This window comes from Stutzerimonas stutzeri, assembly GCF_024448895.1.
In the GTDB taxonomy this organism is placed as follows: Bacteria; Pseudomonadota; Gammaproteobacteria; order Pseudomonadales; family Pseudomonadaceae; genus Stutzerimonas; species Stutzerimonas stutzeri_Q.
In genome coordinates this window covers 62703-87468 of the sequence record NZ_JAMOIC010000012.1, presented here as the reverse complement: position 1 = coordinate 87468, position 24766 = coordinate 62703, and the positions used below count along the sequence as shown (strand labels likewise).

The 24766-nt window shown below is 57.9% G+C and carries 27 protein-coding genes; 18 read left to right on the top strand and 9 right to left on the bottom strand.

Annotated elements, in window-relative coordinates; translation table 11 throughout:
- Positions 1-2 precede the first annotated feature (2 nt).
- The 8 genes from NA619_RS15335 (at position 3) to hisC (ending at position 6470) form a co-directional block, all read left to right on the top strand.
- On the top strand, positions 3-653 hold the full coding sequence (locus NA619_RS15335) for an MlaC/ttg2D family ABC transporter substrate-binding protein (RefSeq protein ID WP_255962708.1): 651 nt from the start codon (positions 3-5) through the stop codon (positions 651-653).
- Positions 646-972, top strand: coding sequence for an STAS domain-containing protein (locus NA619_RS15330; RefSeq protein WP_255962707.1), 327 nt, complete (start codon positions 646-648; stop codon positions 970-972). The genes NA619_RS15335 and NA619_RS15330 overlap by 8 nt, the downstream gene beginning before the upstream one ends.
- Entirely contained in the window at positions 969-1457 is a 489-nt protein-coding gene (locus NA619_RS15325; protein ID WP_255962706.1) for a phosphate-starvation-inducible protein PsiE, read from the top strand. Before NA619_RS15330 ends, NA619_RS15325 begins: the two co-directional genes overlap by 4 nt.
- Before the next feature lie 96 nt (positions 1458-1553).
- Positions 1554-1793, top strand: coding sequence for a BolA family protein (locus NA619_RS15320; RefSeq protein ID WP_255962705.1), 240 nt, complete (start codon positions 1554-1556; stop codon positions 1791-1793).
- 102 nt (positions 1794-1895) lie between these two features.
- The gene (gene murA, locus NA619_RS15315; protein ID WP_255962704.1) at positions 1896-3161 is read left to right on the top strand and encodes a UDP-N-acetylglucosamine 1-carboxyvinyltransferase; all 1266 of its coding nucleotides are present in this window, start codon (positions 1896-1898) and stop codon (positions 3159-3161) included.
- Between the two features lie 115 nt (positions 3162-3276).
- On the top strand, positions 3277-3906 hold the full coding sequence (hisG, locus tag NA619_RS15310; RefSeq protein ID WP_255962703.1) for an ATP phosphoribosyltransferase: 630 nt from the start codon (positions 3277-3279) through the stop codon (positions 3904-3906).
- 131 nt (positions 3907-4037) lie between these two features.
- Positions 4038-5348 (top strand): histidinol dehydrogenase, encoded by a 1311-nt coding sequence (gene hisD / locus NA619_RS15305; RefSeq protein ID WP_255962702.1) that lies wholly within the window; start codon positions 4038-4040, stop codon positions 5346-5348.
- Between the two features lie 66 nt (positions 5349-5414).
- The gene (hisC, locus tag NA619_RS15300) at positions 5415-6470 is read left to right on the top strand and encodes a histidinol-phosphate transaminase (protein WP_255962701.1); all 1056 of its coding nucleotides are present in this window, start codon (positions 5415-5417) and stop codon (positions 6468-6470) included.
- 128 nt (positions 6471-6598) lie between these two features.
- Here the strand turns inward: hisC and algW are convergent, their stop codons facing one another.
- Positions 6599-7756 carry a Do family serine endopeptidase AlgW gene (gene algW, locus NA619_RS15295; protein WP_255962700.1) on the bottom strand — a complete coding sequence of 386 codons (1158 nt, stop codon included), beginning with the start codon at positions 7754-7756 and terminating at the stop codon, positions 6599-6601.
- Between the two features lie 214 nt (positions 7757-7970).
- Between algW and NA619_RS15290 the strand changes: the two genes are divergently transcribed.
- From NA619_RS15290 to cysN, 3 genes are all read left to right on the top strand, one after another.
- Positions 7971-8729, top strand: a complete 759-nt coding sequence (locus NA619_RS15290; protein WP_255962699.1) for a Nif3-like dinuclear metal center hexameric protein — start codon at positions 7971-7973, stop codon at positions 8727-8729.
- 177 nt (positions 8730-8906) lie between these two features.
- Complete coding sequence (gene cysD, locus NA619_RS15285) at positions 8907-9824, top strand: sulfate adenylyltransferase subunit CysD (protein ID WP_255962698.1); 918 nt, start codon at positions 8907-8909, stop codon at positions 9822-9824.
- 12 nt (positions 9825-9836) lie between these two features.
- Positions 9837-11735: a sulfate adenylyltransferase subunit CysN gene (gene cysN, locus NA619_RS15280; RefSeq protein ID WP_255962697.1), complete on the top strand. Its 1899-nt coding sequence runs from the start codon at positions 9837-9839 to the stop codon at positions 11733-11735.
- Between the two features lie 155 nt (positions 11736-11890).
- On the opposite strand, the gene NA619_RS15275 is transcribed toward cysN, so the two are convergent.
- From NA619_RS15275 to NA619_RS25065, 6 genes are all read right to left on the bottom strand, one after another.
- On the bottom strand, positions 11891-12328 hold the full coding sequence (locus tag NA619_RS15275) for a YtoQ family protein (RefSeq protein WP_255962696.1): 438 nt from the start codon (positions 12326-12328) through the stop codon (positions 11891-11893).
- Positions 12329-12527: 199 nt separating this feature from the next.
- Positions 12528-13424: an ABC transporter ATP-binding protein gene (locus NA619_RS15270; protein WP_255962695.1), complete on the bottom strand. Its 897-nt coding sequence runs from the start codon at positions 13422-13424 to the stop codon at positions 12528-12530.
- Complete coding sequence (locus NA619_RS15265; protein WP_255962694.1) at positions 13421-14257, bottom strand: hypothetical protein; 837 nt, start codon at positions 14255-14257, stop codon at positions 13421-13423. Before NA619_RS15265 ends, NA619_RS15270 begins: the two co-directional genes overlap by 4 nt.
- Before the next feature lies 1 nt (position 14258).
- Complete coding sequence (locus tag NA619_RS15260; RefSeq protein ID WP_255962693.1) at positions 14259-15068, bottom strand: ABC transporter permease; 810 nt, start codon at positions 15066-15068, stop codon at positions 14259-14261.
- A gap of 358 nt (positions 15069-15426) precedes the next feature.
- On the bottom strand, positions 15427-15858 hold the full coding sequence (locus NA619_RS15255) for a hypothetical protein (RefSeq protein WP_255962692.1): 432 nt from the start codon (positions 15856-15858) through the stop codon (positions 15427-15429).
- A 22-nt stretch (positions 15859-15880) separates the two neighbouring features.
- Positions 15881-16066 carry a prepilin-type N-terminal cleavage/methylation domain-containing protein gene (locus tag NA619_RS25065; RefSeq protein ID WP_272891786.1) on the bottom strand — a complete coding sequence of 62 codons (186 nt, stop codon included), beginning with the start codon at positions 16064-16066 and terminating at the stop codon, positions 15881-15883.
- A gap of 501 nt (positions 16067-16567) precedes the next feature.
- Here NA619_RS25065 and pilB point away from each other — a divergent pair.
- The 5 genes from pilB (at position 16568) to yacG (ending at position 21476) form a co-directional block, all read left to right on the top strand.
- Positions 16568-18274, top strand: coding sequence for a type IV-A pilus assembly ATPase PilB (gene pilB, locus NA619_RS15245; RefSeq protein WP_255962691.1), 1707 nt, complete (start codon positions 16568-16570; stop codon positions 18272-18274).
- A 2-nt stretch (positions 18275-18276) separates the two neighbouring features.
- Positions 18277-19497 (top strand): type II secretion system F family protein, encoded by a 1221-nt coding sequence (locus NA619_RS15240; protein WP_255962690.1) that lies wholly within the window; start codon positions 18277-18279, stop codon positions 19495-19497.
- Positions 19498-19501: 4 nt separating this feature from the next.
- Positions 19502-20365 (top strand): prepilin peptidase, encoded by an 864-nt coding sequence (locus NA619_RS15235; RefSeq protein WP_255962689.1) that lies wholly within the window; start codon positions 19502-19504, stop codon positions 20363-20365.
- A gap of 308 nt (positions 20366-20673) precedes the next feature.
- Positions 20674-21282 carry a dephospho-CoA kinase gene (coaE, locus tag NA619_RS15230; protein WP_255962688.1) on the top strand — a complete coding sequence of 203 codons (609 nt, stop codon included), beginning with the start codon at positions 20674-20676 and terminating at the stop codon, positions 21280-21282.
- The gene (gene yacG, locus NA619_RS15225; protein WP_255962687.1) at positions 21279-21476 is read left to right on the top strand and encodes a DNA gyrase inhibitor YacG; all 198 of its coding nucleotides are present in this window, start codon (positions 21279-21281) and stop codon (positions 21474-21476) included. The genes coaE and yacG overlap by 4 nt, the downstream gene beginning before the upstream one ends.
- 48 nt (positions 21477-21524) lie before the next feature.
- Here the strand turns inward: yacG and NA619_RS15220 are convergent, their stop codons facing one another.
- Positions 21525-22217, bottom strand: a complete 693-nt coding sequence (locus NA619_RS15220) for an energy-coupling factor ABC transporter permease (protein ID WP_255962686.1) — start codon at positions 22215-22217, stop codon at positions 21525-21527.
- A 78-nt stretch (positions 22218-22295) separates the two neighbouring features.
- On the bottom strand, positions 22296-23333 hold the full coding sequence (locus NA619_RS15215) for an NADP(H)-dependent aldo-keto reductase (protein ID WP_255962685.1): 1038 nt from the start codon (positions 23331-23333) through the stop codon (positions 22296-22298).
- A 380-nt stretch (positions 23334-23713) separates the two neighbouring features.
- Here NA619_RS15215 and rplM point away from each other — a divergent pair, with 380 nt between their 5' ends.
- Together rplM and rpsI are read left to right on the top strand one after the other, a co-directional pair.
- Positions 23714-24142, top strand: coding sequence for a 50S ribosomal protein L13 (rplM, locus tag NA619_RS15210; protein WP_168425219.1), 429 nt, complete (start codon positions 23714-23716; stop codon positions 24140-24142).
- 14 nt (positions 24143-24156) lie between these two features.
- Positions 24157-24549 carry a 30S ribosomal protein S9 gene (rpsI, locus tag NA619_RS15205; RefSeq protein ID WP_158187526.1) on the top strand — a complete coding sequence of 131 codons (393 nt, stop codon included), beginning with the start codon at positions 24157-24159 and terminating at the stop codon, positions 24547-24549.
- Positions 24550-24766: the final 217 nt, after the last annotated feature.

The window sequence follows — 24766 nt, the reverse complement described above, 5'->3', positions numbered from 1 at the left end:
ACATGATGACTGCCCTGCGTCGCGGCTTACTGGTTTTGTTGGCGACCCTGCCCATGCTTGCCCTCGCGGCCCCAAGTGCTCACGAAGTGATCCAGAAATCCACCGATGAGCTGCTGGCTGATCTCAAGGCCAACAAGGATCAGTATCGTCAGGATCCAAATGCGTTCTACGAGTCGCTCAACGGAATTCTCGGCCCGGTTGTCGACGCCGAGGGTATCTCGCGCAGCATCATGACCGTGAAGTACTCGCGCAACGCCAGCCCGGAACAGATGACCCGCTTCCAGGAGAACTTCAAGCGCAGCCTGATGCAGTTCTATGGAAACGCTTTGCTGGAGTACAACAATCAACAGATTCGTGTATTGCCCGCGAGCGGCAAGCAGGATCAAGAGCGCACCAGCGTCGGCATGGAAGTCACTGGGCGTCAGGGCGAGATTTACCCTGTGTCGTACACGATGGTCAATCACGGTGGGGATTGGCTGGTGCGTAACGTGATCATCAACGGAATCAACATTGGCAAACTGTTCCGTGACCAGTTTGCAGACGCCATGCAGAAGAACGGCAATGATCTGGACAAGACCATTGATGGATGGGCTGAGGTCGTTGCACGCGCCAAGGACACTGAGGCTGGCCAGCAGGCGGCGGGCGATGAGTGAAGGCCGGGTTGAGCGGGGCGTTGGCGGTGAGATATTGCTGTCGGGGGTGCTCGACTATCAATCCGGCCCGGCGCTTCGTCGGGCCGGGCAGGCGCTGATCCTTGCTGATAGAGGGCAGTCTTTGTTGATTGATTGTTCGGCGGTAGAAAAATCCAGCAGCGTCGGGTTATCGCTACTCTTGTCATACGCCCGCGATGCAGCGGGTTCGGGTCGCGAGGTTTCCATCTTTGGACTGCCAGGGGATATGCGGGAGATAGCCCGGGTATCTGGCCTTCTGGATGTCCTTCCCATCGCTGACGAAGCACAGGGAGCTGCTTGATGCTGCGCTGGGCAGAGGCCACTCGCGGTAAGGTGCATGCCATCGCCGAGTCGCTTGGCAACCTCTTGGTCGAGACCTTCCATTACCTTGCGCTCTTCGCCATCGGTGCGGTAACCGCATGGGCGGGGCTGGTAGCGTTTCTGGGAATGGTCGAGAAGGGCAGCATCAGTGTTGATGACATCCTGCTGCTGTTCATATACCTCGAGCTTGGCGCCATGGTTGGAATCTATTTCAAGACCAACCATATGCCGGTGCGTTTCCTCATCTACGTGGCCATTACCGCCCTGACCCGCCTTCTTATCTCGGATGTGTCGCATCATCATCGCCCTGACATGGGCGTGGTCTATATCTCCGGTGCAATTCTGTTGTTGGCCATCGCTATTCTGGTTGTACGTTTTGCGTCATCGAAGTTTCCGGCTGCAGCGGCAGGTCCTGCTGGCCGCCCTCCACGTTCGTCAGACAGCGAGGCGGAAGCGCTCGAGTGAGTGCTTCGTCACCCCATGTGGCTTCAGGGTTCGCAGTCTTCGGGCTTTTTTGTATGATGGCCGGCCGCGCGCGTCCGGCGCTGATCGAGGTTGAACATGCAGGCCGTAGAAGTTAAGAATTTTCTGGAGCAGAAGCTTTCAGAAGCCCAGGTGGAAGTCGAAGGCGAGGGCTGCAACTTCCAGCTGAACGTGATCAGCGATGAGCTGGCCGGCTTGAGCCCGGTCAAACGCCAGCAGCAGATATATGCTCATCTCAATCCATGGATTGCTGATGGCAGCATTCACGCTGTCACGATGAAGTTCTTCAGTCGTGCCGATTGGCTTGCACGCACCTGATCGTCACAGGCGACAGGCATCTCTTAGCCGAAATGCGATCAATGCATCGTGTATCGGCTCCTCATCGCCAGCGCTTCGAGCCTGCGAGTTACGGGAATACCCATGGATAAATTGATGATTACCGGCGGTGCCCGCCTCAACGGCGAGATCCGCATCTCCGGTGCCAAAAACTCGGCCCTGCCTATTCTGGCGGCCACGCTGCTTGCCGATACACCAGTCACCGTCTGCAACCTGCCGCACCTTCATGACATTACCACCATGATCGAGCTGTTCGGTCGCATGGGTGTGCAGCCTGTCATCGATGAAAAGCTCAGCGTGGAAGTCGACGCCAGCAGCATCCAGACGCTGGTAGCACCCTATGAGCTGGTAAAGACCATGCGTGCCTCGATCCTGGTGCTCGGCCCTATGGTCGCGCGCTTCGGAGAGGCCGAAGTGGCGCTGCCGGGCGGATGTGCCATCGGCTCGCGCCCAGTGGATTTGCACATTCGCGGCCTAGAGGCCATGGGTGCGCAGATCGACGTCGAGGGTGGTTACATCAAGGCCAAGGCCCCTGCGGGCGGTCTGCGCGGTGCGCATTTCTTCTTCGATATCGTCAGCGTGACCGGTACCGAAAACATCATGATGGCAGCAGCGCTAGCCAACGGCCGTAGCGTCTTGGAAAACGCGGCACGTGAGCCGGAAGTGGTGGACTTGGCCAACTTCCTCAATGCCATGGGCGCGCAGATCACTGGCGCCGGTACCGACACCATCATCATCGATGGTGTGAAGCGTCTGGGTGGCGGGCGCTACAGCGTCATGCCTGACCGTATCGAGACGGGCACGTACCTGGTTGCTGCGGCTGCAACTGGCGGCCGTGTCAAACTCAAGGACACCGACGCTACCTTGCTGGAGGCGGTCCTGCACAAGCTTGAGGAAGCCGGTGCCCATATCGATACTGGCAGCAACTGGATCGAGCTGGACATGAAAGGCAATCGTCCGAAAGCAGTGAATGTCCGCACGGCGCCTTATCCTGCCTTCCCAACCGACATGCAGGCCCAGTTCATCGCCATGAACGCGATAGCTGAAGGGACCGGCACCGTCATCGAGACCGTGTTCGAGAACCGCTTCATGCACGTCTATGAAATGAACCGCATGGGCTCGCAAATCCTCGTCGAAGGCAACACCGCGATCGTGACCGGTGTTCCGAAGCTCAAAGGTGCGCCGGTCATGGCGACAGATCTTCGTGCATCCGCCAGCCTGGTCATCGCAGGACTCGTTGCCGAGGGCGACACCCTGATCGATCGCATCTACCACATCGACCGTGGTTACGAGTGCATCGAGGAAAAGCTGCAGTTGCTGGGCGCCAAGATCCGCCGCGTACCAGGCTAGGTAACGGCTGACGATGCAGCCGCCAGCTCGAAAGCTGGCGGCTTGCCGATACCAGCGCTCGTTCGCCCACGCCTGTGCAGGGCCGCCATCAACAGGCTTCAAGGAATCATCGTCCATGCTCACCATCGCCCTTTCCAAAGGCCGCATTCTTGACGACACCCTGCCGCTGCTGGCGGCTGCCGGTATCGTTCCTACCGAAAATCCTGAAAAAAGCCGCAAGCTAATCATCCCCACCACACAAGACGACGTGCGTCTGTTGATCGTACGCGCAACCGACGTGCCGACCTATGTCGAGCATGGCGCTGCTGATCTGGGAGTGGCAGGCAAGGACGTACTGATGGAGTACGGTGGGCAGGGCCTGTACGAACCGCTTGATCTGAAGATCGCCAACTGCAAGTTGATGACGGCCGGGAAGGTCGGCGCCGTGTTGCCCAAGGGGCGGCTTCGGGTTGCCACCAAGTTCGTCAACGTTGCCAAGCGCTATTACGCCGAGCAAGGCCGTCAGGTCGACATCATTAAGCTCTATGGCTCGATGGAGCTCGCACCATTGGTGGGGCTGGCGGACACGATCATAGATGTCGTTGACACAGGCAACACACTGCGCGCCAACGGGCTTGAACCGCAGGAGCTGATCGCCATGATCAGTTCGAGGCTGGTGGTCAATAAGGCCTCCATGAAAATGCAGCATGCCCGTATCCAGGCACTGATCGATGCGCTGCAAAGCGCCATTTCGCAGCAAGCCTGATTTCTGCCGATTCGCGTTGCGTATCCGGCCGCTAATCCGTGTCATAGCTAAATTCTCAGGTGCTCGCACGGCTGGCTTGTTAATCTAGCGCGCTTGAAATCAGCCTGTCCGTATCTCCCATGAGGCCCGCTATGACTGCTCCCATCGACATTCGCCGACTCAATGCCGCTGATCCGGACTTTGCTCGACATCTGGATCATCTGCTGAGCTGGGAAAGCGTGTCCGATGACGGCGTCAATCAGCGCGTCTTGGAGATCATCAAGGCTGTCCGCGAGCGCGGCGATGCGGCGCTGGTTGAGCTGACCCAGCGTTTCGACGGCCTCGAAGTCGCTTCGATGGCCGATCTGATCCTGCCGCGCGAACGTCTCGAACTCGCGCTGACGCGCATCAGCCAGGACCAGCGCAAAGCGCTCGAAGCTGCGGCGGAGCGCGTTCGCATTTATCACGAAAAGCAAAAACAGGACTCCTGGAGTTACACCGAATCCGACGGCACGGTGTTGGGCCAAAAGGTCACGCCGCTTGATCGCGCAGGTTTGTACGTACCGGGCGGAAAAGCGTCCTACCCCTCATCTGTGCTGATGAACGCTATTCCAGCCAAGGTAGCCGGTGTTCCGGAAGTCGTCATGGTAGTGCCAACCCCGCGGGGTGAGGTTAACGAACTGGTACTGGCGGCGGCCTGCATTGCCGGCGTGGACCGGGTGTTCACCATCGGTGGCGCTCAAGCCGTTGCTGCATTGGCCTATGGAACTGAAAGCGTACCGCCCGTAGACAAGATCGTAGGTCCGGGCAACATCTATGTCGCAACTGCGAAGCGCCATGTGTTTGGCAAGGTCGGTATCGACATGATTGCCGGGCCCTCGGAGATTCTGGTGGTGTGCGATGGCCAGACCGATCCTGATTGGATCGCGATGGATCTGTTCTCACAGGCCGAACATGACGAAGATGCGCAATCGATTCTGGTCAGCGCGGATGCTGCCTTTCTTGATCTCGTCGCCGAGAGCATCGCTCGCCTGCTGCCAACCCTGGAGCGCAGCGAGATCGCACGAGCCTCGATCCAGGGGCGTGGCGCACTGATCCAGGTGGCTGATATGCAGCAGGCTATCGATGTCGCGAACCGCATCGCGCCTGAGCACCTTGAGCTGTCGGTCGCTGATCCCGATCAGTGGCTGCCACAGATTCGCCATGCCGGCGCCATCTTCATGGGGCGTTATACGGCGGAGGCCTTGGGCGACTACTGCGCCGGCCCCAATCACGTGTTACCAACATCGGGCACCGCGCGGTTCTCGTCGCCGCTGGGGGTTTATGACTTTCAGAAGCGCTCGTCGATCATCAACTGTTCGGCCGAAGGTGCATCCGAACTAGGAAAGATCGCTTCGGTGCTGGCTCGTGGTGAGTCGTTGACCGCTCACGCACGTAGCGCCGAATATCGAATCAAGCCGTAACGCCGTTGAGACGCTAGCGCGCTCCACCTGTCGGTTAATCGAACATAGTTGAGGAGACAAGGGCAGATGAGCAAATTCTGGAGCCCCTTCGTCAAGGATCTGGTGCCTTACGTGCCGGGTGAGCAACCTAAGCTGGCCAATCTGGTCAAGCTCAATACAAATGAAAACCCCTATGGCCCGTCGCCGCTGGCGCTAGCCGCGATGCAGGCTGAGCTTAACGACAATCTGCGGTTGTACCCGGACCCGAACGGTGAGCGCCTGAAGCGCGCGGTTGCCGACTATTACGGCGTGCAACCGGCTCAGGTCTTCGTGGGCAACGGTTCGGACGAGGTCCTGGCCCATGCGTTCCACGGCCTGTTTCAGCACGACAAGCCGTTGCTCTTCCCTGATGTGAGTTACAGCTTCTATCCGGTTTATTGTGGACTGTATGGCATCGGTCATGAAGCCGTTGCGCTGGACGAGCAGTTCCAGATCGATGTCGCCGATTACTGCCGACCAAATGGCGGGATCATATTTCCGAACCCCAATGCCCCGACCGGCTGCCTGCTATCGCTGGATGCGATTGAGCGTCTGTTGCAGGCGAATCCTGACTCGGTTGTGCTGGTAGACGAGGCCTATATCGACTTTGGCGGCACGTCGGCGATTGCTTTGGTTGATCGCTATACGAACCTGCTGGTTACACAGACGTTATCCAAGTCGCGCTCTTTGGCGGGGCTGCGTGTGGGCCTGGCGGTCGGGCATCCCGATCTTATCGAGGCCCTGGAGCGCATCAAGAACAGCTTCAACTCCTACCCGCTCGACCGGATCGCCATCGCGGGCGCCGCTGCCGCGTTCGAAGACCATGCTTATTTCGAGCGGTGCACTCAGCAGGTGATTGTCAGCCGCGAGGCGGTGACCAGCACGATGCGAGCGCTAGGCTTCGAGGTGCTGCCGTCGGCGGCGAACTTCATATTCGCCCGTCATCCTCAACACGACGCGGCAGCGATTGCCGCAGGTCTGCGCGAGCAGGGCGTCATCGTTCGACATTTCAAGCAGCCGCGGATCAGTCAGTTCCTGCGGATAACCATCGGCGCGCCGGAGCAGAATCAGGCGTTGCTCGATGCGCTTCAGGAAATCATCTGAATAGCCGCTCGCCATAAGGGCTGCGGCACTGAGTGGCTGACCTGAAGGGTTACGCGCCCTTCGATGAAGTGGCGCGTGGTTGCTAGCGGTCGGCGACGAGTCCGGATGCTCCCATCGCCGAGACTGTCTTAATTCGCCGCCTTCTCAACCAGCGGCCGCATTCCTACTTCTGCGGTAAGGGTAAGCGGCTTGCCGTTGCGCAGAATGTCGATATCAATCTCATCGCCCGGCCGTACTCGGGCAACCTGATTCATCGAGCTGCGCCCATCGCTTGCTTGATGGCCGTCGATGCTGAGGATCAGGTCACCCGGCAACAGTCCTGCACGTTCGGCTGGACCATCGCGATAGACACCAGCAACCACGATTCCGGGCCTGCCTGCTTGGCCGAAGGATTCCGCCAGTTCCGGCGTGAGCGATTGAACCTCGACCCCGAGCCAGCCACGGATGACCTGGCCATGCTCGACGATGGATTTCATCACGTCCATGGCCAGCTTTACCGGGATCGCAAAGCCGATGCCCTGGGAGCCGCCCGTTTCGGAAATGATTGCGGTGTTAATGCCGATCAGGTGGCCTGCCGTGTCGACCAGGGCGCCGCCGGAATTGCCGCGATTGATGGCCGCGTCGGTCTGGATGAAGTCTTCATAGGTATTGAGGCCCAGTTGGTTGCGGCCGGTCGCGCTGATGATGCCCATGGTCACTGTCTGGCCCACGCCGAACGGGTTGCCGATCGCCAGCGTTACGTCGCCGATGCGGATGCCGTCCGACTGACCGATGGTAATCGCGGGGAGGTCGGCCAGATCGATCTTGAGTACGGCGAGGTCGGTTTCCGGATCGCTACCGATCACCCGGGCGAGCGTCTCCCGTCCATCCCGTAAGGCCACGACGATCTGCTCTGCATTCGCGGTCACATGATTGTTGGTCAACAGATACCCTTCAGGGCTCATGATCACCGCGGATCCCAGGCTCGACTCCATCCTGCGTTGCCGCGGCAGGCTGTCACCATAGAAGCGCCGGAACAGCGGGTCGTCCTTGAGCATGGGCGCCTTGCTCGAGTTATCGATCAACTTTGTGGTGTACAGATTGGCAACTGCAGGCGCTGCGCTGCTGACCGCGTTGGCGTATGAGTAGGGTCCTTGCTGCGGTATGCCCACTACCGGCGCTTGTTGCAGCGTGTAAGCCGGTTCGGCTCCCAGGCCTACCAGATGCGGAAAGCGCTGAATGACCAGCAGGGCGACCAACAGGCCTACCAGCAACGGCCAGCCAAGAAAACGCAGGGCATTGATCATCGCAATTGGGAGTCCGGACAAGTTGCGGAGGGCAGATGCGCCCCTTAAGGTGGCGGCATTATACGAAGCTGGCCGCGAAAAGCAGCCTTGCCGCCGAGGAAACTGCGCGGCGTTAGCTATGCGGCTTAAGCCAAACATTTTGCACGCTCTCCCGGACGTGATCTACGCCGTCATAACCGATATGTGCGTCCAACTATCATCATGAGGATCTTCAATGGCCGTTGCGCTGACTACTCTGGTCGAGGAAGCCGACCGTTTTCTGAATGCTGCGAGAATTTCCGACTATTGCCCGAACGGTCTGCAGGTCGAAGGCCGACCGAAAGTGCAGCGCATTGTCAGCGGTGTGACTGCGAGTCAGGCGCTGTTGGATGCAGCGGTGGAGGCAGGCGCTGATGTAGTGCTGGTTCACCACGGTTACTTCTGGAAGAACGAGGATCAACGCGTAGTCGGAATCAAACAGCGGCGGATGAAGACATTGCTCTGCAACGATATCAGCCTGCTCGCCTACCACTTGCCGCTGGATGTCCACCCAGAGGTCGGCAACAACGTCCAACTAGCGCGGGTGCTTGGGCTTACCGTAGAAGGTCCGTTGGAGCCGGACAATCCGCGCTCGGTCGGGCTTGTCGGATCCCTGGAGACGCCGCTGTCCCCTGTGGATTTCATGGAGAGAATCCGTACTTCGCTTGTGCGCGAGCCGTTGATGGTCGAAGGGCCCGACCTGATCAGGCGGATCGCGTGGTGCACCGGCGGCGCCCAGGGCTATATCGATCAGGCCGTAGCAGCGGGCGTAGATGCTTATCTGACGGGGGAGGTGTCCGAGCCCACGGTGCATATTGCTCGGGAGAACGGCATGAGCTTTTTCGCCGCGGGTCACCATGCCACGGAGCGTTATGGCGTTCAGGCACTGGGTGATTACCTGGCGAAGCGTTTTGCCATCGAACATATCTTTATCGATTGCCCGAATCCCGCTTGAGTGGTTTTTCGGCGACAGGGTTTAGAAGCAGAAGTACTCGCGTCTTGGGCCAATAGCGCTGGCATAAAGCTAGAGCATTTAGATCTAAGTAGCAGCCTGATTAGAATTTTGTGTCGTGTTAAAGTTGCGCCTCTTTCCGGCTGAGCCGGCCGTCCACCTGCAAATTCGTGAGTAGCCATGGTCGACAAACTGACGCATCTGAAACAGCTGGAGGCGGAAAGCATCCACATCATCCGTGAGGTGGCCGCCGAGTTCGATAACCCGGTGATGCTCTATTCCATCGGCAAGGATTCGGCCGTGATGTTGCATCTGGCACGCAAGGCCTTCTTTCCCGGTCGTCTGCCGTTTCCCGTGATGCATGTCGACACGCGCTGGAAATTTCAGGAGATGTACCGCTTCCGCGAGAAGATGGTCTCCGAAATGGATCTGGATTTGATCACGCACATCAATCCGGACGGCGTGGCGCAAAACATCAACCCGTTCACGCACGGCAGCGCCAAGCACACCGACATCATGAAGACCGAAGGCCTCAAGCAGGCGCTCGACAAGCACGGTTTCGATGCTGCCTTTGGTGGCGCGCGGCGTGACGAAGAGAAGTCCCGCGCGAAGGAGCGCGTCTATTCGTTCCGCGATAGCAAGCACCGCTGGGACCCTAAGAATCAGCGTCCTGAACTCTGGAACGTGTACAACGGCAACGTGAAGAAAGGTGAGTCCATCCGCGTCTTCCCACTGTCGAACTGGACCGAGCTGGATATCTGGCAGTACATCTATATGGAGCAGATTCCAATCGTCCCGCTGTACTTCGCAGCCGAGCGCGAAGTCATCGAGAAGAACGGCACGCTGATCATGATCGACGACGAGCGCATCCTCGAACACCTGTCCGACGAGGAAAAAGGCCGGATCGAGAAGCGTATGGTCCGCTTCCGTACCCTTGGCTGCTACCCGCTGACGGGCGCGGTGGAGTCCACGGCCACCAGCCTTCCGGAGATCATCCAGGAAATGCTCCTGACGCGTACTTCCGAACGTCAGGGCCGGGTCATCGACCACGATGGCGCTGGTTCGATGGAAGAAAAGAAACGTCAGGGCTACTTCTAAGGATTCCGCACCATGTCTCATCAGTCTGATTTGATCAGCGAGGACATCCTCGCGTACCTGTCCCAGCACGAACGCAAAGAGCTGCTGCGCTTTCTCACCTGCGGCAACGTCGATGACGGCAAGAGCACCCTGATAGGGCGCCTGCTGCATGACTCCAAGATGATTTACGAAGACCATCTGGAAGCCATCACTCGCGATTCGAAAAAATCCGGCACGACGGGCGACGACGTCGACCTGGCGTTGCTGGTCGACGGCCTGCAGGCCGAGCGGGAGCAGGGCATCACCATTGATGTCGCCTACCGCTATTTTTCAACCGCCAAGCGCAAGTTCATCATCGCCGACACCCCCGGCCATGAGCAGTACACGCGCAACATGGCGACCGGCGCATCCACCTGCGACCTTGCGATCATCCTGGTCGATGCGCGCTATGGCGTGCAAACTCAGACCAAGCGCCACAGCTTCATCACCTCGCTGCTCGGCATCAAGCACATCGTCGTGGCCATCAACAAGATGGACCTGATGGACTTCGATCAGACCGTTTTCGAGCGTATCAAGGCCGATTACTTGGCCTTCGCCGAGCGCATCGAACTCAAGCCATCCTCGCTGCATTTCGTGCCGATGTCGGCGCTCAAAGGCGACAACGTAGTCAACCCATCCGAGCGCGCGCCGTGGTATGAAGGGCAGTCGTTGATGGAGATCCTTGAAAGCGTCGAGATTGCGGGCGACCGCAACTTCGATGACCTGCGCTTTCCCGTGCAGTACGTCAACCGTCCCAACCTCAACTTCCGCGGCTTCGCCGGCACCCTTGCCAGCGGTGTCGTGCGCAAGGGCGACGAAGTGGTCGTGCTGCCGTCCGGCAAACGCAGCACCGTAAAATCCATCGTGACCTTTGATGGCGAACTGGAGCAGGCGACACCGGGTGAGGCTGTTACCCTGACGCTTGAAGACGAGATCGACGTATCGCGCGGCGACATGCTGGTACACGCCGACAACCAGCCTCGCATCACCGACGGTTTCGACGCCATGCTGGTGTGGATGGCCGAGGAGCCGATGCTGCCGGGCAAGAAATACGACATCAAACGCGCCACGAGCTACGTGCCGGGCTCCATCGCCAGCATCACCCATCGGGTCGATGTGAACACCCTGGAGCATGGCCCCGCGAGCAGCTTGCAGCTCAACGAGATCGGCCGGGTAAAAATCAGCCTCGACGCGCCGATTGCACTGGACGGCTACGCGCAGAACCGCACTACCGGCTCCTTCATCATCATCGACCGCCTCACCAATGCCACTGTTGGCGCGGGAATGATCATTGCCGATCCGGTCGCTCACGGCCCATCAGGACATCACGGCGCTCTCGCTCACGTACTGACCGAGGAGCGCGCAAGCCGCTTCGGCCAACAGCCTGCTACTGTACTGTTCACCGGCTTGTCCGGCGCAGGCAAGAGCACGCTGGCCTACGCGGTTGAGCGAAAGTTGTTCGACATGGGCCGCGCTGTGTACGTGCTGGATGGCCAGAACCTGCGCCACGATCTGAACAAGGGTCTGCCACAAGACCGCGCCGGCCGTACCGAGAACTGGCGCCGCGCCGCGCATGTGGCGCGTCAGTTCAACGAGGCGGGCCTGCTGACGCTGGCTGCGTTCGTCGCGCCAGATGCGGAAGGACGTGAACAAGCCAAGGCGCTGATCGGCAGCGACCGGATGCTGACGGTCTATGTACAGGCATCGCCGCAAGCCTGCCAGCAACGTGACCCGCAGGGCTTGTACGCAGCGGCGGATGATAACATCCCCGGTGAATCCTTCCCTTACGATGTGCCGAGTAATGCTGATCTGGTGATCGACACCGAGTCGCTTACGGTCGAGGAAAGTGCAAAGCAGGTTATCGATCTGCTGCGCAAGCGTGGCGCTATCTGATCAATGAAGTAAGCCATTCCGCCTTGGGTAGTCAGGGCGTTCAGGGTGATGATCAACCCCGCCCAAGTGGCGGGGTTTCTTTTTGTTGGGGCAGGCGGATCGCTTAAGAATGATCTACGGATTTGATCCGTGGCACTTGCAAGTCACTACGGGTCTTACTGCACCACGTATTTCAGAATTTCCACGACCTGTTCGGTAGTGGTGGCCCATGCCATGGCAGCCGCATCGACTTCCTTCAGCGGGTGCACAATATCGTCGTCATGCAGCGTGACATAAGGCTTGCCCAGCGCGGCGCAGTAACCGGCATCAAACGCCGCGTTCCACTGCTTGTACCTATCGCCGAAACGCACCACCACGAGGTCCGCTTGCTGGATCAGCGTCTTGGTGCGGATTGCATTGACCTTGGATGACTTGTGGTCGCGCCAGAAGGCGTTGGGCTCGGCGCCTAGGCAATCACCAGCGGCATCGCTGGCTTCGTGATCGGTTACGGCTGAGGTGAATAGCACATCCAATCCGGCTGCGGCGGCGCCACGCTTGATCTCGTCGCGCCAGTCGGTGTGAATTTCGCCGGACAGATAAACGGTAAAGCTCATGAATCCTCCTGGGATTTGGGCTGCGCTGCGCTTTGGCAAAGAAGGCTCGATGCTAGCCCGGTAGACGCCTCAAGGCCAGCCACTGGCAAATGCTCAGCGGATGATCAAGCTTCTGTAGGAGGCGCGCCTCGCGGCGAATGCGGCCTATGGTCGGCGCAACAAGCTGCATCCCGTCAAAAGGCGGTCTGTACGATTACGCCTAGGAGGCTTCGGCGAGAATGCGGAAGAACAGGGTTTCTAGCGATACGGCAGGCTTGACGGTCAGCAGATGGCCACCGGTGTTGCCCAGCTGCGCGATGGCAGCCGGTAGCTCGCTTTGTGCAAGCTCGCACTCGAACTCGCCAGGACGAAGTGCGATACACGCTGGCGTTAGCGACTGATCCGCCTGGTAACGCAGAATAAAACAATCAGCGCGTTCTGCGGCCAATTCGCGAGGCGAGCGGACGGTGACCAGCTGGCCTTTGTTGATAAAGCCGAAGCGGTCGGCGATTCGTTCCACGTCATGCAGCACGTGAGAAGTGAAGAAAATCGCGCCACCTTGTTTCTTGTACTCATTGAGAATCTCGACCACATCCTTACGGCCCACCGGGTCGAGGCCAGACAGCGGCTCGTCGAGGATCAGCAGTCGTGGCTCCACCGCCATGGCATGAGCCAGTGCGACCCGCTGTGCGTTGCCCTTGGAGAGTTCGCGCATCCGCCGTTTACCGGTGCCGTCCACGGAGAATCGCTCCAGCCACTGCAAACACCAGGCATCCGCGTCGCTGCGCTTGATGCCATACATGGACAGGCCCATGCGCAGTATTTCCAGCGGCGTGAATTGGTCGTACAGCGCCGGCGCTTCCGGCACATAGGCCATGCCCTGGCGGGCTTCGGCCCGGCGGGCGTCAATGCCGTAAAGCGTCACCTGACCCTGGTAGTCGTTAATGATGTCCAGCATGATCTTGATCGTGGTGGACTTGCCAGCGCCGTTGGGGCCGACAAAGCCGAACACCTCGCCCTCGGACAGGCTGAAGCTTACATCCCGCACCGCCTGGACCTGTTTGCCCTTGGCTTGGTAGGTATGGCTGACACCCTTAAACTCAACGGCTGCGCTCAAGGTTGTTCCTCCAATCCGGCGATTTTCAATTTCTTTAGTTCGATGCGCCCGTCACGCAGCTCATAGCCGAGGCGCAGTGGGTCGGCTGGCAGGTTGTCGATCAGGTGCTGTTCGACCAACTGCTCAAGTGTTAGCAGTGGACCATGTTTGTCTTCATAGCGGCGTTGCGCCTCGCGCAGCGCGATCAGACCCAGAAGGCGAACAACGCGCTTGTCGAGCATATCTCGCAGCTTTGGGTCGGCTGCGCTGTCACGTTGTTGAATCAGGTAGTTGAGTGCCAGGCGTTCGTCGGCGAACTGCTCGGCGCGCAGCATCACCGCTAGTTTGCGCATGGCGGCGGCGTTCTGCGGAGAGCGCTCTGCGCCAATCTCCAAAACCCGCGCGGCTTCTTCGTTGTTGTGCTGGAAGAACGAGAGGTTAATGCCATAGAAGAAGGGCGGAATTTCATCCCAGAAACGGCACTCGACGGCCGCACGCAAAACGTCATTGCCTTCTTCTACCGCTCCGCCCCAAGTCAGCAGACCGTTTGCTAAATAGTAGTTGTCTTCGTGGCAGGGGTTGAGCCGTGCGACTTCGCGCTGAGCGCGGACCAGATAATCGGTATCAGCGCCGCGGTCATCTATGCCAGTGGCAGCCAGGCGCATAGTTTCAAGGTCTGCCGCTAGAAAGCGGTCGCCGCCATGAAGCGCGATTAGCAATGGTGCAGGAATCACTACTCGGTCGGTGAAGAATTGCGGTGTCAGTGCCACTGGTTGCTGCGCGCGCCAGGTGGCGATCCCGGCGAACAGCGCGAAACTAAGCAGGGCAATCGATAGCGAGCGGCGTCTATGCATATCAGGCGAAACGCTTTCGTTGCAGAGCCCAAACTGCCAAGGCCAGCAAGCCGACTATGTAAGTCAGATTTGACATCACCAGCCAGGGCCAGTCGGCGGGTAGCAATTCCATCCGACCATAGAGAGTGACCATGCGCACATCCAGCGCGCCTAGATCGGGCAGCAGGTAGCTCAGTAGGTCGACGCCGGAGCGGTAACCGTCGGCATCGTTCACTACCGTTGTGTTGCGGGTCAGCAGTTCAACTATTGCGCCAAATGAACGAGCCACGAGCATAAAGCCTAAGGTGCCGATTAGTACAAAGCTGGGTGTGGAGGCGAGCACTGCGAGCAGGGTGGCTACAGCGCTCAGCTGTAGTAGGTCCAAACTTATGAACGCAATCGTGACGAGGTAATGGGTGCCCAGCGTAACCGGGGTGCTCTGTGCGTAGCCGTGACCTATCAACCCAACTAGTAGCGCGAGCGCGCCAGCAAGCAAAATTAACAGCCCGAGCGTTAGTAGAACTACGGCAATAAAACGGCCCAACAACAGATGATGCCGTGGGTGCGGATACGACAAAGTATTGAAAAAATAACGCCGATCAAATTCACGTGATAACAGCTCTTGAGTCATCAATATTAGCACCAGGGGCAACATTAGGCGGATCACCGATAGGCCGATATCCATTGCCACTGTCGCGGGTTGGCGGCCGCTGAATTGGGCGGCCAAAAAAACCGCGAGGGCTAGAACTAGCAACGCGTTGCCAGTCAGCCAGCCAAATCGTGCGCGAAAGGCGAGGCGGAGCCCGGTTGATAGGTTTGGGAAAGACCGCATGCGAGGTTATCTAGCCAAAGAGATTAAACGTGAGCGTGAGATTGGGATTGTAATGCGTGCCGAAGGTGCGTGGCATTATCAGCGTGCAGCTGGGGGTAAATGTCGCAAAGCTTGTCCAGACTTTCTATAGGCTTTTGAGCTTGTCGGATAAAAGCGCGAGCGGTTCACCCCACTAGTAGGCTTTGACGGCGTAGAACGTAATCGTGAAAACAAAACCCCGCCGAAAGGGGCGGGGGTTTTGTGTAGCTATCAGGCAATGCGTAACCGCACGGATTTATCCGCTTGGTAGGCTTCGCATTAGCCAATGCTAGTATCTCTAAGTGAGAGGACTACCGACCTCTCCACCGTACTATTGCAATCAATCAGCTAACCGCGTGGTCGCAGCAGCTTCGGCGACAGCGGTTGTACATGCTGCTGCTTCTGGGTAAAGCGAAACGACCGTCCCCTGGAATGTCGATCCGGTGGCAACGGCAGGGCCCTTAGCGGTCTTATAGACTTTCGGGTTCTGCGAAACCATGGTTCCGGTCGGTGCAGTTGGATCTGACGACGCCACCAATACTTCAACTTCACGTGCAGTTGTGCGGCCGGAAGTATGGCAGCCTGCCAAGGCGATGCCAGCAGTATTGCAAGACGCACCCGCTACGACGCCTGTCGACAGATTGATCTGCACGTTCTCATTTAGCAGCGGTGCGCAATCGGTCATCTTGAGCGAGCCAGACTGCTCAAATGTCACGGCGGACGCCATTCCAGAAGCCATCAAACCTGCGATCAATAGTGTTAGCTTTTTCATTTTACGCCTCCAAGGCTTCTGATTAGTTCAAAGACGAGATGATGGCGGTTGTGCCGTTTTTTACGTCAGCTACTGCAGACGTATCATTAGCCTTAGCTCGGTACTCATTGAACTGAGGAATTGCGATAGCTGCCAAGATTCCGATAATGGCAATTACGATCATCAATTCAATCAGAGTGAAACCTTTTTGCTTCTTGATGGACTGCATTGAAAAGCTCCTTGTTGGTGAGGTCGTTGGACCTGTAGATATAGGAGCAGCTTCTGTGCCAAGCGGGGCGGGGAGGCGTTGAGAGGAGTTGGAGCTGTGCGGTGGTTCACTCTTTGGCTTCTGTACTGGGTTGGTGGTGGCGCCGGACTTTAACTTGGTTGGCGGAGCTTTCGCCGCGGGGCGCGCCTCCTACAGGAGTGCGAATCTAGAGCCTGATGCCCGCTGGGCTTGAGCTGTGGGCGCTTTAGCGCTGGCCTCGGTCGAATGCCTTCGCTTATATAAGGGACCTCGACAGCGTTTCGCCGCGAGGGTGCGCCTCCTACAGTGTGTGCTGCGGGTAAGTCAGTTGAGCTAGTGGTTTGTTGGGGGGTAGCTCGGTTAGACAGTAACGCCCCCAGTCAACAAGTGACAGAAATTGCCACATCTCGTTAGCGCGTTTGGCAGGTCTTTGGAACTGCGTTATAAGGGCGCCACATTTCCCCAGCCTTTATAGGCAGTTCAATGAACGAAAACGCTCCCCTCGGTGGTTTGGCTCGCCAGTTGGTTTTGGTCGGTCAGCTTGATGAAAAAATTGCGCTGCAGGCGCAGCAGCAGGCCCAGCGTAACCAGGTGCCGCTGGTTTCCTGGCTGGTGCAGAACAAGCTGGTCAAAAGCCGGGCGGTAGCAGAAGTCGCGGGTGAGCAGTTCGGTGTTCCGTACTTCGATCTGACGACGCTGGATAAAGAAACCCAGCCTCAAGATCTCGTCAGTGAAAAGCTGGTCCGTCAGCACCGGGTGCTGCCGCTGCAGCGTCGCGGCAATAAACTGTATGTGGCGGTGTCCGACCCAACCAACCACCAGGCCATCAGTGATATTCAATTCAATACTGGGCTGTCGGTCGAGTCGGTGCTGGTTGAAGATGACAAGCTGGGTGAGGCCATCGAAAAGCTTTTCGAGTCGGCCAATACGGCGCTGGACGGACTGTCGGACTCCGATCTGGATGATCTGGATATCGAGGTAGGTGGCGGAGCTGCTCCCAAGGAAGAAGGCGAGCACAACGAGGCGGATGACGCCCCGGTTGTTCGCTTCGTCAATAAGATGCTGCTGGATGCGATCAAGCGCGGCTCATCTGATCTGCACTTCGAGCCCTACGAAAAATCATATCGCGTCCGCTTTCGCACCGATGGGGTGCTGCATGAGGTAGCGCGGCCGCCGGTACAGCTGGTTAGCCGGATTTCGGCGCGCCTCAAGGTGATGGCGGCGCTGGACATTGCCGAGCGGCGCAAGCCGCAGGACGGGCGGATCAAGATGAAGGTCTCCAAGACCAAGTCCATCGATTTTCGCGTCAACAGTCTACCCACGCTGTGGGGCGAAAAGATTGTGATGCGAATTCTGGATTCGTCCAGCGCCAAAATGGGGATCGATGCGCTGGGTTATGAGGAAGAACAGAAAGCGCTGTATATGGCCGCGCTGAAGCAGCCGCAAGGCATGATTCTGGTCACGGGCCCGACGGGCTCGGGTAAGACCGTTTCCCTGTACACCGGGCTTAACATTCTAAATACAGTGGACGTGAACATCTCAACCGCTGAAGATCCGGTGGAAATCAACCTCGAAGGTATCAATCAGGTAAACGTTAATCCTCGGCAGGGCATGGATTTCGCCCAGGCGCTGCGCGCCTTCCTGCGCCAGGATCCGGACATCATCATGGTGGGCGAGATTCGTGACCTGGAGACTGCGGAGATCGCGGTCAAGGCCGCCCAAACCGGCCATATGGTTATGTCGACCCTTCACACCAACAGTGCTGCGGAGACGCTCACCCGTCTGCGTAACATGGGGGTACCGGCCTTTAACATTGCCACATCAGTCAACCTGATCATCGCTCAGCGGCTCGCTCGTAAGCTTTGCTCTAGCTGCAAAAAAGAAGTGGAGGTGCCACGCGAGGCGCTTTTGAAGGAAGGCATCCCGGAAGACCGGATTGGCACGTTCCAGCTCTACGGGCCGGTGGGTTGTGATAATTGCAACGGCGGCTACAAGGGCCGTGTCGGTATTTATGAAGTGGTTAAAATCACGCCTGCCCTGCAGCGGCTTATCATGGAGGAAGGTAACTCCATCGATATCGCCATTCAGGCGCGCAAAGATGGTTTCAATGATTTGCGCATTTCCGGTCTGGTCAAAGCCATGAATGGCATTACCAGCCTGGAAGAAGTCAACCGCGTGACCAAGGATTAACCATGGCGGAAAAAGCGTTGAAAACCAGTGTGTTCACCTGGGAAGGGACTGACCGCAAGGGCAGCAAGATCAAGGGTGAGCTATCCGGCCAAAGTCCGGCGCTGATCAAGGCGCAACTCCGCAAGCAGGGTATCAATCCGCTCAAGGTGCGCAAGAAAGCCGTCTCGCTGTTCGGTGCTGGTAAAAAGATCAAACCCATGGACATCGCGCTGTTCACTCGGCAGATGGCGACCATGATGAAGGCGGGCGTGCCGCTGTTGCAGTCGTTCGATATTATTGGCGAGGGCTTCGACAACCCCAACATGCGCAAGTTGGTGGACGAGGTTAAACAGGAGGTGGCGGCGGGTAACAGCTTCGCTGGCTCCCTGCGCAAGAAGCCACAGTATTTCGATGATCTCTACTGCAACCTGGTGGAGTCCGGTGAGCAATCGGGTGCGCTTGAGACGCTGCTGGACCGAGTTGCGACCTATAAAGAGAAAACTGAGCAGCTCAAGGCAAAGATCAAGAAGGCAATGACTTATCCGATCGCGGTCATCATTGTTGCGATCATCGTGTCCGCCGTTCTTCTGATAAAAGTGGTGCCGCAATTCGAAAGTGTGTTCCAAGGTTTTGGTGCCGAATTGCCCGCGTTCACCATGATGGTGGTCGGGCTGTCCCGATGGCTGCAGGAGTGGTGGTATCTAGTGGGGATCGGGTTGTTCCTGTTCGCCTTCACGTTCAAACATTTCTACAAGCGTTCACAGAAGTTCCGCGATGCGCTTGATCGCGGTCTGCTGAAGACCCCGATCGTTGGGGATATTTTGTACAAAGCGGTGGTGGCTCGCTATGCGCGAACGTTGTCGACGACCTTCGCTGCAGGGGTGCCGCTAGTAGATGCGTTGGACTCAGTCGCCGGGGCTACTGGCAATGTGGTCTTCCGTAACGCCGTCGCCAAGATACGCAATGACGTTTCCTCCGGCGTGCAACTGAACTTCTCCATGCGCACCACCGGTGTGTTCCCCTCCATGGCGATTCAGATGACGGCTATCGGCGAAGAATCCGGTTCGTTGGATGAGATGCTGGACAAGGTCGCCGGGTTCTACGAAGACGAAGTCGACAATATGGTGGATAACCTCACGACCTTGATGGAGCCGATGATCATGGTGGTTTTGGGTACGCTCGTGGGTGGCCTGATCGTGGCCATGTACCTGCCCATTTTCCAGCTCGGCAGTGTGGTCGGATAAAGCAATGATTCTCGACGTTCTGGCCAGCAGCACGCTGGCCTTTGTTTTATGTGCACTGGTGCTGGGTTTGCTGGTGGGCAGTTTTCTCAACGTGGTCATCCATCGCCTGCCGATCATGATGCAGCGGGACTGGCGTGCTCAGGCGCGCGAGTTTCTCGACCTGTCTGCCGAGCCGGCTTCCACCTTCAATCTGGTGCTTCCCAACTCTCACTGCCCGCATTGCGATCATGAGATCCGTCCTTGGGAAAATATTCCCTTGGTCAGCTGGCTGGCGCTGCGCGGTAAGTGCTCGTCTTGTCGGGTGTCGATCAGTCGCCGTTATCCATTGATTGAGCTGCTCTGTGGCCTCTTGTCCGCCTATGTGGCCTGGCACTTTGGGTTCTCCTGGCAGGCCGGCGCGATGTTGCTGCTGACCTGGGGACTTTTGGCGATGAGCATGATCGATATCGATCATCAATTGCTGCCCGACTCGATCGTGCTGCCGCTACTTTGGCTGGGGTTGATCGTCAATGTCTTCGGGGTATTCGCCTCGTTGCCGGACGCAGTGTGGGGGGCGGTTGCTGGGTATCTCAGCCTGTGGTCCGTGTACTGGTTGTTCAAGCTCATCACCGGTAAAGAGGGCATGGGCTACGGGGATTTCAAGCTATTGGCGATGCTCGGTGCCTGGGGCGGCTGGCAGGTTCTGCCACTGACCATTCTGCTTTCGTCTGTCGTAGGTGCAGTGCTTGGGACGATCATGCTGCGCGTGCAGAAGGCTGAGAGTGGGACGGCTATCCCCTTTGGCCCATACTTGGCTATTGCCGGCTGGATCGCCCTGTTGTGGGGTGACCAGATCACGTCAAGCTACCTTCAGTTCGCAAGGCTTTGATCATCAACTGGGTTTCTACCTGTGAAGGTCGCTGTTCATTGTCAGAGTCCTACATTGAGCGTTAGGCATTTAGTAGCCAAATTTTCCAAGCTCCGATTGGTTTGCGGATAATCACCGGCAAATGAGTGCCTAAGCTTGAATAGCTGGGCGCGCTCGCCAATCTTTCAAATCGAATACCGAACCTGATCCTCGTGAGCTTGGCGCTCTTACCGGTTTGATTCTTCGTATCCGTGTGTCGACAGCACCCTTGCATCCTCGCTGATCAAGCGTTACTACTGCGCGTCGTTTAATGGCGTGGACGGTTGTTGATGAAGCCTTGGGTGCTTGGTTTGACTGGCGGTATCGGCAGCGGCAAGAGCGCTGTGGTCGAGGAGTTCGGCAAGCAAGGGGTGCATTGGGTCGATGTCGATCATGTTGCGCGTTGGGTTGTCGAGCCAGGCAAGCCGGCACTCGCGGCCATCGCTGAGCGATTTGGGACAACCGTTCTCGCGCCGGATGGCAGCTTGGACAGGGCGGTCATGCGTGAGCTGGTCTTTCAGGAGCCCGCGCAGCGCAAGTGGCTGGAGGAGCTTCTTCACCCGCTGATCCGGAAGGAAACTGTTGACCACCTCGCTCGCGCTGAATCAGCCTACGCGATCATGGTTTCGCCCCTGCTGGTAGAGTCCGGCCAGTATCGTCAGGTTGATCGAGTGCTTGTGGTCGATGTGCCTGAAGTGTTGCAGTTGGAGCGAGCCGTTCGGCGTGATCAATCCAGCGAAACGCAGATTCGCGCCATTCTGAACGCTCAGGCCAGTCGTGAGGATCGCTTGCGTCACGCCGATGATGTGTTGGTCAATGACCGAGACCTGAATTGGCTGAAGCAGGAAGTAGAGCGCTTACATAACTTTTATCTGACGCTACGAGGAGGTCAGGAATGAGCAGTACGGTCGTCGAATGCCCCGCCTGTGGTGCGCCAGTTGAATGGAGCGTGAAAAGTCCTAACCGTCCGTTCTGCTCGGGGCGTTGCAAGCTCATCGATCTTGGAGCCTGGGCATCTGAAGAGCATGCAATCCCGGGCAACGAGCTTGAAGATGATCTTTTTTCTGATGACATCCCGTCTCGCTCTCATTGAGCGGGAGAGTTGGGCGCATCAAAGCGCTGAAGCTGTGCTGATTGAGGGTCATGCCTGCTTGTTGCCATCATCCTTCCAGGGCGCTTGCAGGTATCGGCTGCGATTAAAGGTTTCCATCCAGTCGGGATAGAAAACCACCAGAGCGCTGACGACGGTGCCGTTGATGAAGGCTTCTGGAAACATTACCAGCCAGATATAGCCGGCGAAATCTTCCAGCCAGGGTGGCATCGGGTAGCGGCCATCGATCAATAGAATTCCGAGTCCCGCCAATATGCAGCACAGGGCTGCGAGGCCTGCAGCGAAGAATCCGGAAAAGAAGATATAGACGAAGAGGTTGCGCGGTTGGGTTCGCTCGACCGCGATGGCGCAGATCTCCGTCACGGTGACGGGGATCAGCACCAGCAGTACGCCATTCAACCCTAGGGCGGCCAGCTGCTGATGGCCAGTAAGGGTCAGCCCCAACTGGGCAGCGAACGCCGCTAGCATCGCCAGCGGCCAGTCCAGCAAAAGCGTCACGGCCGTCAGACCGATGAAATGAAAGGACAGCCCTGAGTCGAAATCCCGACGAACCAGCCAGAGCAGAAAGATCGAGAGCACTGCGCCGAACAACAAATGCTGTCGCCGTATATCGCTGAACAGCTCGACCCAGGGTGCTCGTAGGCACGCCCATAAAAGAACGGCCCCGTAAAGCATCCAGCCCAGCAGAAGGCTTGTTGGTGCGAGTAGTTCAGCGGCAATCATCCGTTGCCTCCTGGTGTGTTGTTGATGGTGGCGCTGAAGCTGGCTCGTCCGCCGTTTGGGCCGGATGCTATGCGTCCCTCATGGCGCGGGGTTGGGTTGCTCTGTGTGGATTGCCTCGATGGCTTCCAGGACTTCGGGTGATAGTCGCAATTCGGCGCTGGCCAGATTGCTCTCCAGTTGCTCTAGAGAAGTGGCTCCGATGATATTGCTGGTCACGAAGGGCTGCTGCGTCACGTACGCCAGCGCCATCTGCGCAGGGTCCAGCCCATGCTCACGGGCGAGCGCCACGTAACGGGAACAAGCCGATTGCGCCTGAGCATTTGCGTATCGCGCGAAGCGGCTAAACAATGTGATGCGCGCTCCGGCTGGCCGTGCTCCATTTTCATATTTGCCGCTCAGCATGCCGAACGCCAGAGGCGAGTAGGCAAGCAGCCCGCACTGTTCACGCATGGCGATCTCAGCGAGTCCAACCTCGAAAGTGCGATTGACCAAGTTGTAGGGGTTCTGAATCGAGACGGCGCGCGGCCAGCCTCTGGACTCTGCGAGCTGCAGAAACTTCATTGCGCCCCAGGGGGTTTCGTTCGACAGGCCGATATGACGAATTTTGCCAGCCTTCACTTGGTCATCGAGTACCTGGAGGGTTTCCTCGATTGGCGTAAATTCCTGGTCCTGATGACGATAGCCGAGCTGGCCAAAAAAATTGGTGCTGCGTTCGGGCCAGTGCAGTTGATAGAGGTCAATCCAGTCTGTCTGCAACCGCTGAAGGCTGGCGTCCAGCGCGGCGACGATGTGATGAGCGTTCATCTTCAGCTGGCCATCGCGTATGTGGCTGATGCCATTCCCAGGCCCTGCGATCTTGCTCGCCAGGATCCAGTCTGCGCGGTTACCGCGGGCCTTGAAGTAGTTGCCCAAGTAGCGTTCCGTGGTTGCGTAGGTCTCAGCCCGGGGAGGTACTGGGTACATCTCCGCGGTGTCGACAAAGTTGATGCCGGCTGCTCTGGCGCGATCAAGCTGGGCAAAGGCTTGGTCCTGATCGTTCTGCTCGCCCCAGGTCATGCTGCCGAGGCAGAGTGAGGTGACTGTCAAGTCGGTGCGGCCGAGTTGGCGCAGTTCCATGCGGTATTCCTTCTGTCTGGAGATTGTTGGATCGGATCGCGCGGTTGGCGCGGAAGTTTCGTTAGGTTCGGGGATGGCTCGTACTGCGCGCGACCACATATGTTCAGGCGGGGCTATGTGCTTTGTCTGTTGGTCATTCGAACATGCTTGCTATTTTGCGCGTAATCCGGATAATTCCGCAGCCTGTCGTCGGGGATGCCTAGCCCGCTGACGCAAAAACAAGGTAGGGGATGCCTAGCCTACCGAACACTGCCGTAGCGGACGCGCTGACCCGAGCCCCCGATAGCGTCTGTTTCCGGCTGTCCTGGCCTTGCCAGGGCGAGCACCATTCAGTAAGATTCGCCGTCTTATTTTCAGGGCGGCCCCTGAGGCTATAACGAATGAAGACTTTTACTGCTAAACCGGAAACCGTCAAGCGCGACTGGTTCGTCGTCGACGCTGCCGGCCAGACCCTGGGTCGTCTGGCAACCGAAATCGCTAGCCGCCTGCGTGGCAAGCACAAGGCGGAATACACCCCTCACGTCGATACCGGTGATTACATCGTCGTTATCAACGCCGAGCAAGTGCGTGTTACCGGTGCGAAGACCACCGACAAGATGTACTACTCTCACTCCGGTTTCCCGGGTGGCATCAAGTCGATCAACTTCGAGAAGCTGATCGCCAAGGCGCCAGAGCGTGTGATCGAGACCGCGGTCAAGGGCATGCTGCCTAAGAACCCGCTGGGTCGCGACATGTACCGTAAGCTGAAGGTGTATAAGGGTGCTAGCCATCCACATACCGCTCAGCAGCCCCAAGAACTGAAGATTTAACGGAATAGTTCATTATGTCGGCGACTCAAAACTACGGCACTGGCCGTCGCAAGACTGCAACCGCGCGCGTTTTTCTGCGTCCGGGTACTGGTAAGATCTCCATCAACAACCGTGAGCTGGACAACTTCTTCGGGCGTGAAACTGCTCGCATGGTTGTTCGTCAGCCTCTGGAACTGACTGAGACCGTCGAGAAGTTCGACATCTACGTCACCGTTCTTGGTGGTGGTGTGAGCGGTCAGGCCGGTGCGATCCGTCACGGTATCACTCGCGCACTGATGGAGTATGACGAGTCTCTTCGTCCTGCTCTGCGCAAGGCTGGCTTCGTTACTCGCGACGCTCGCGAAGTTGAACGTAAGAAAGTCGGTCTGCGTAAAGCGCGTAAGCGTCCGCAGTACTCGAAGCGCTAATCCGCTTCACAAAAAACGCCCAGCTTTATCCGAAGCTGGGCGTTTTTTTATGGGCGGATTTTATCCATGCGACAGCATGTCGCGTTCGAAGAGTCCCGATTTTCGGGGCTTGGCGGTTGGTTGTATCTGGTTATTACCTTGTCATGCGAGGGGCTTTTCTTTACCATTTGGCGAATTTTTCGCGGCTGATTTTTGCGTAGTAGACGCCTGCCTTCGG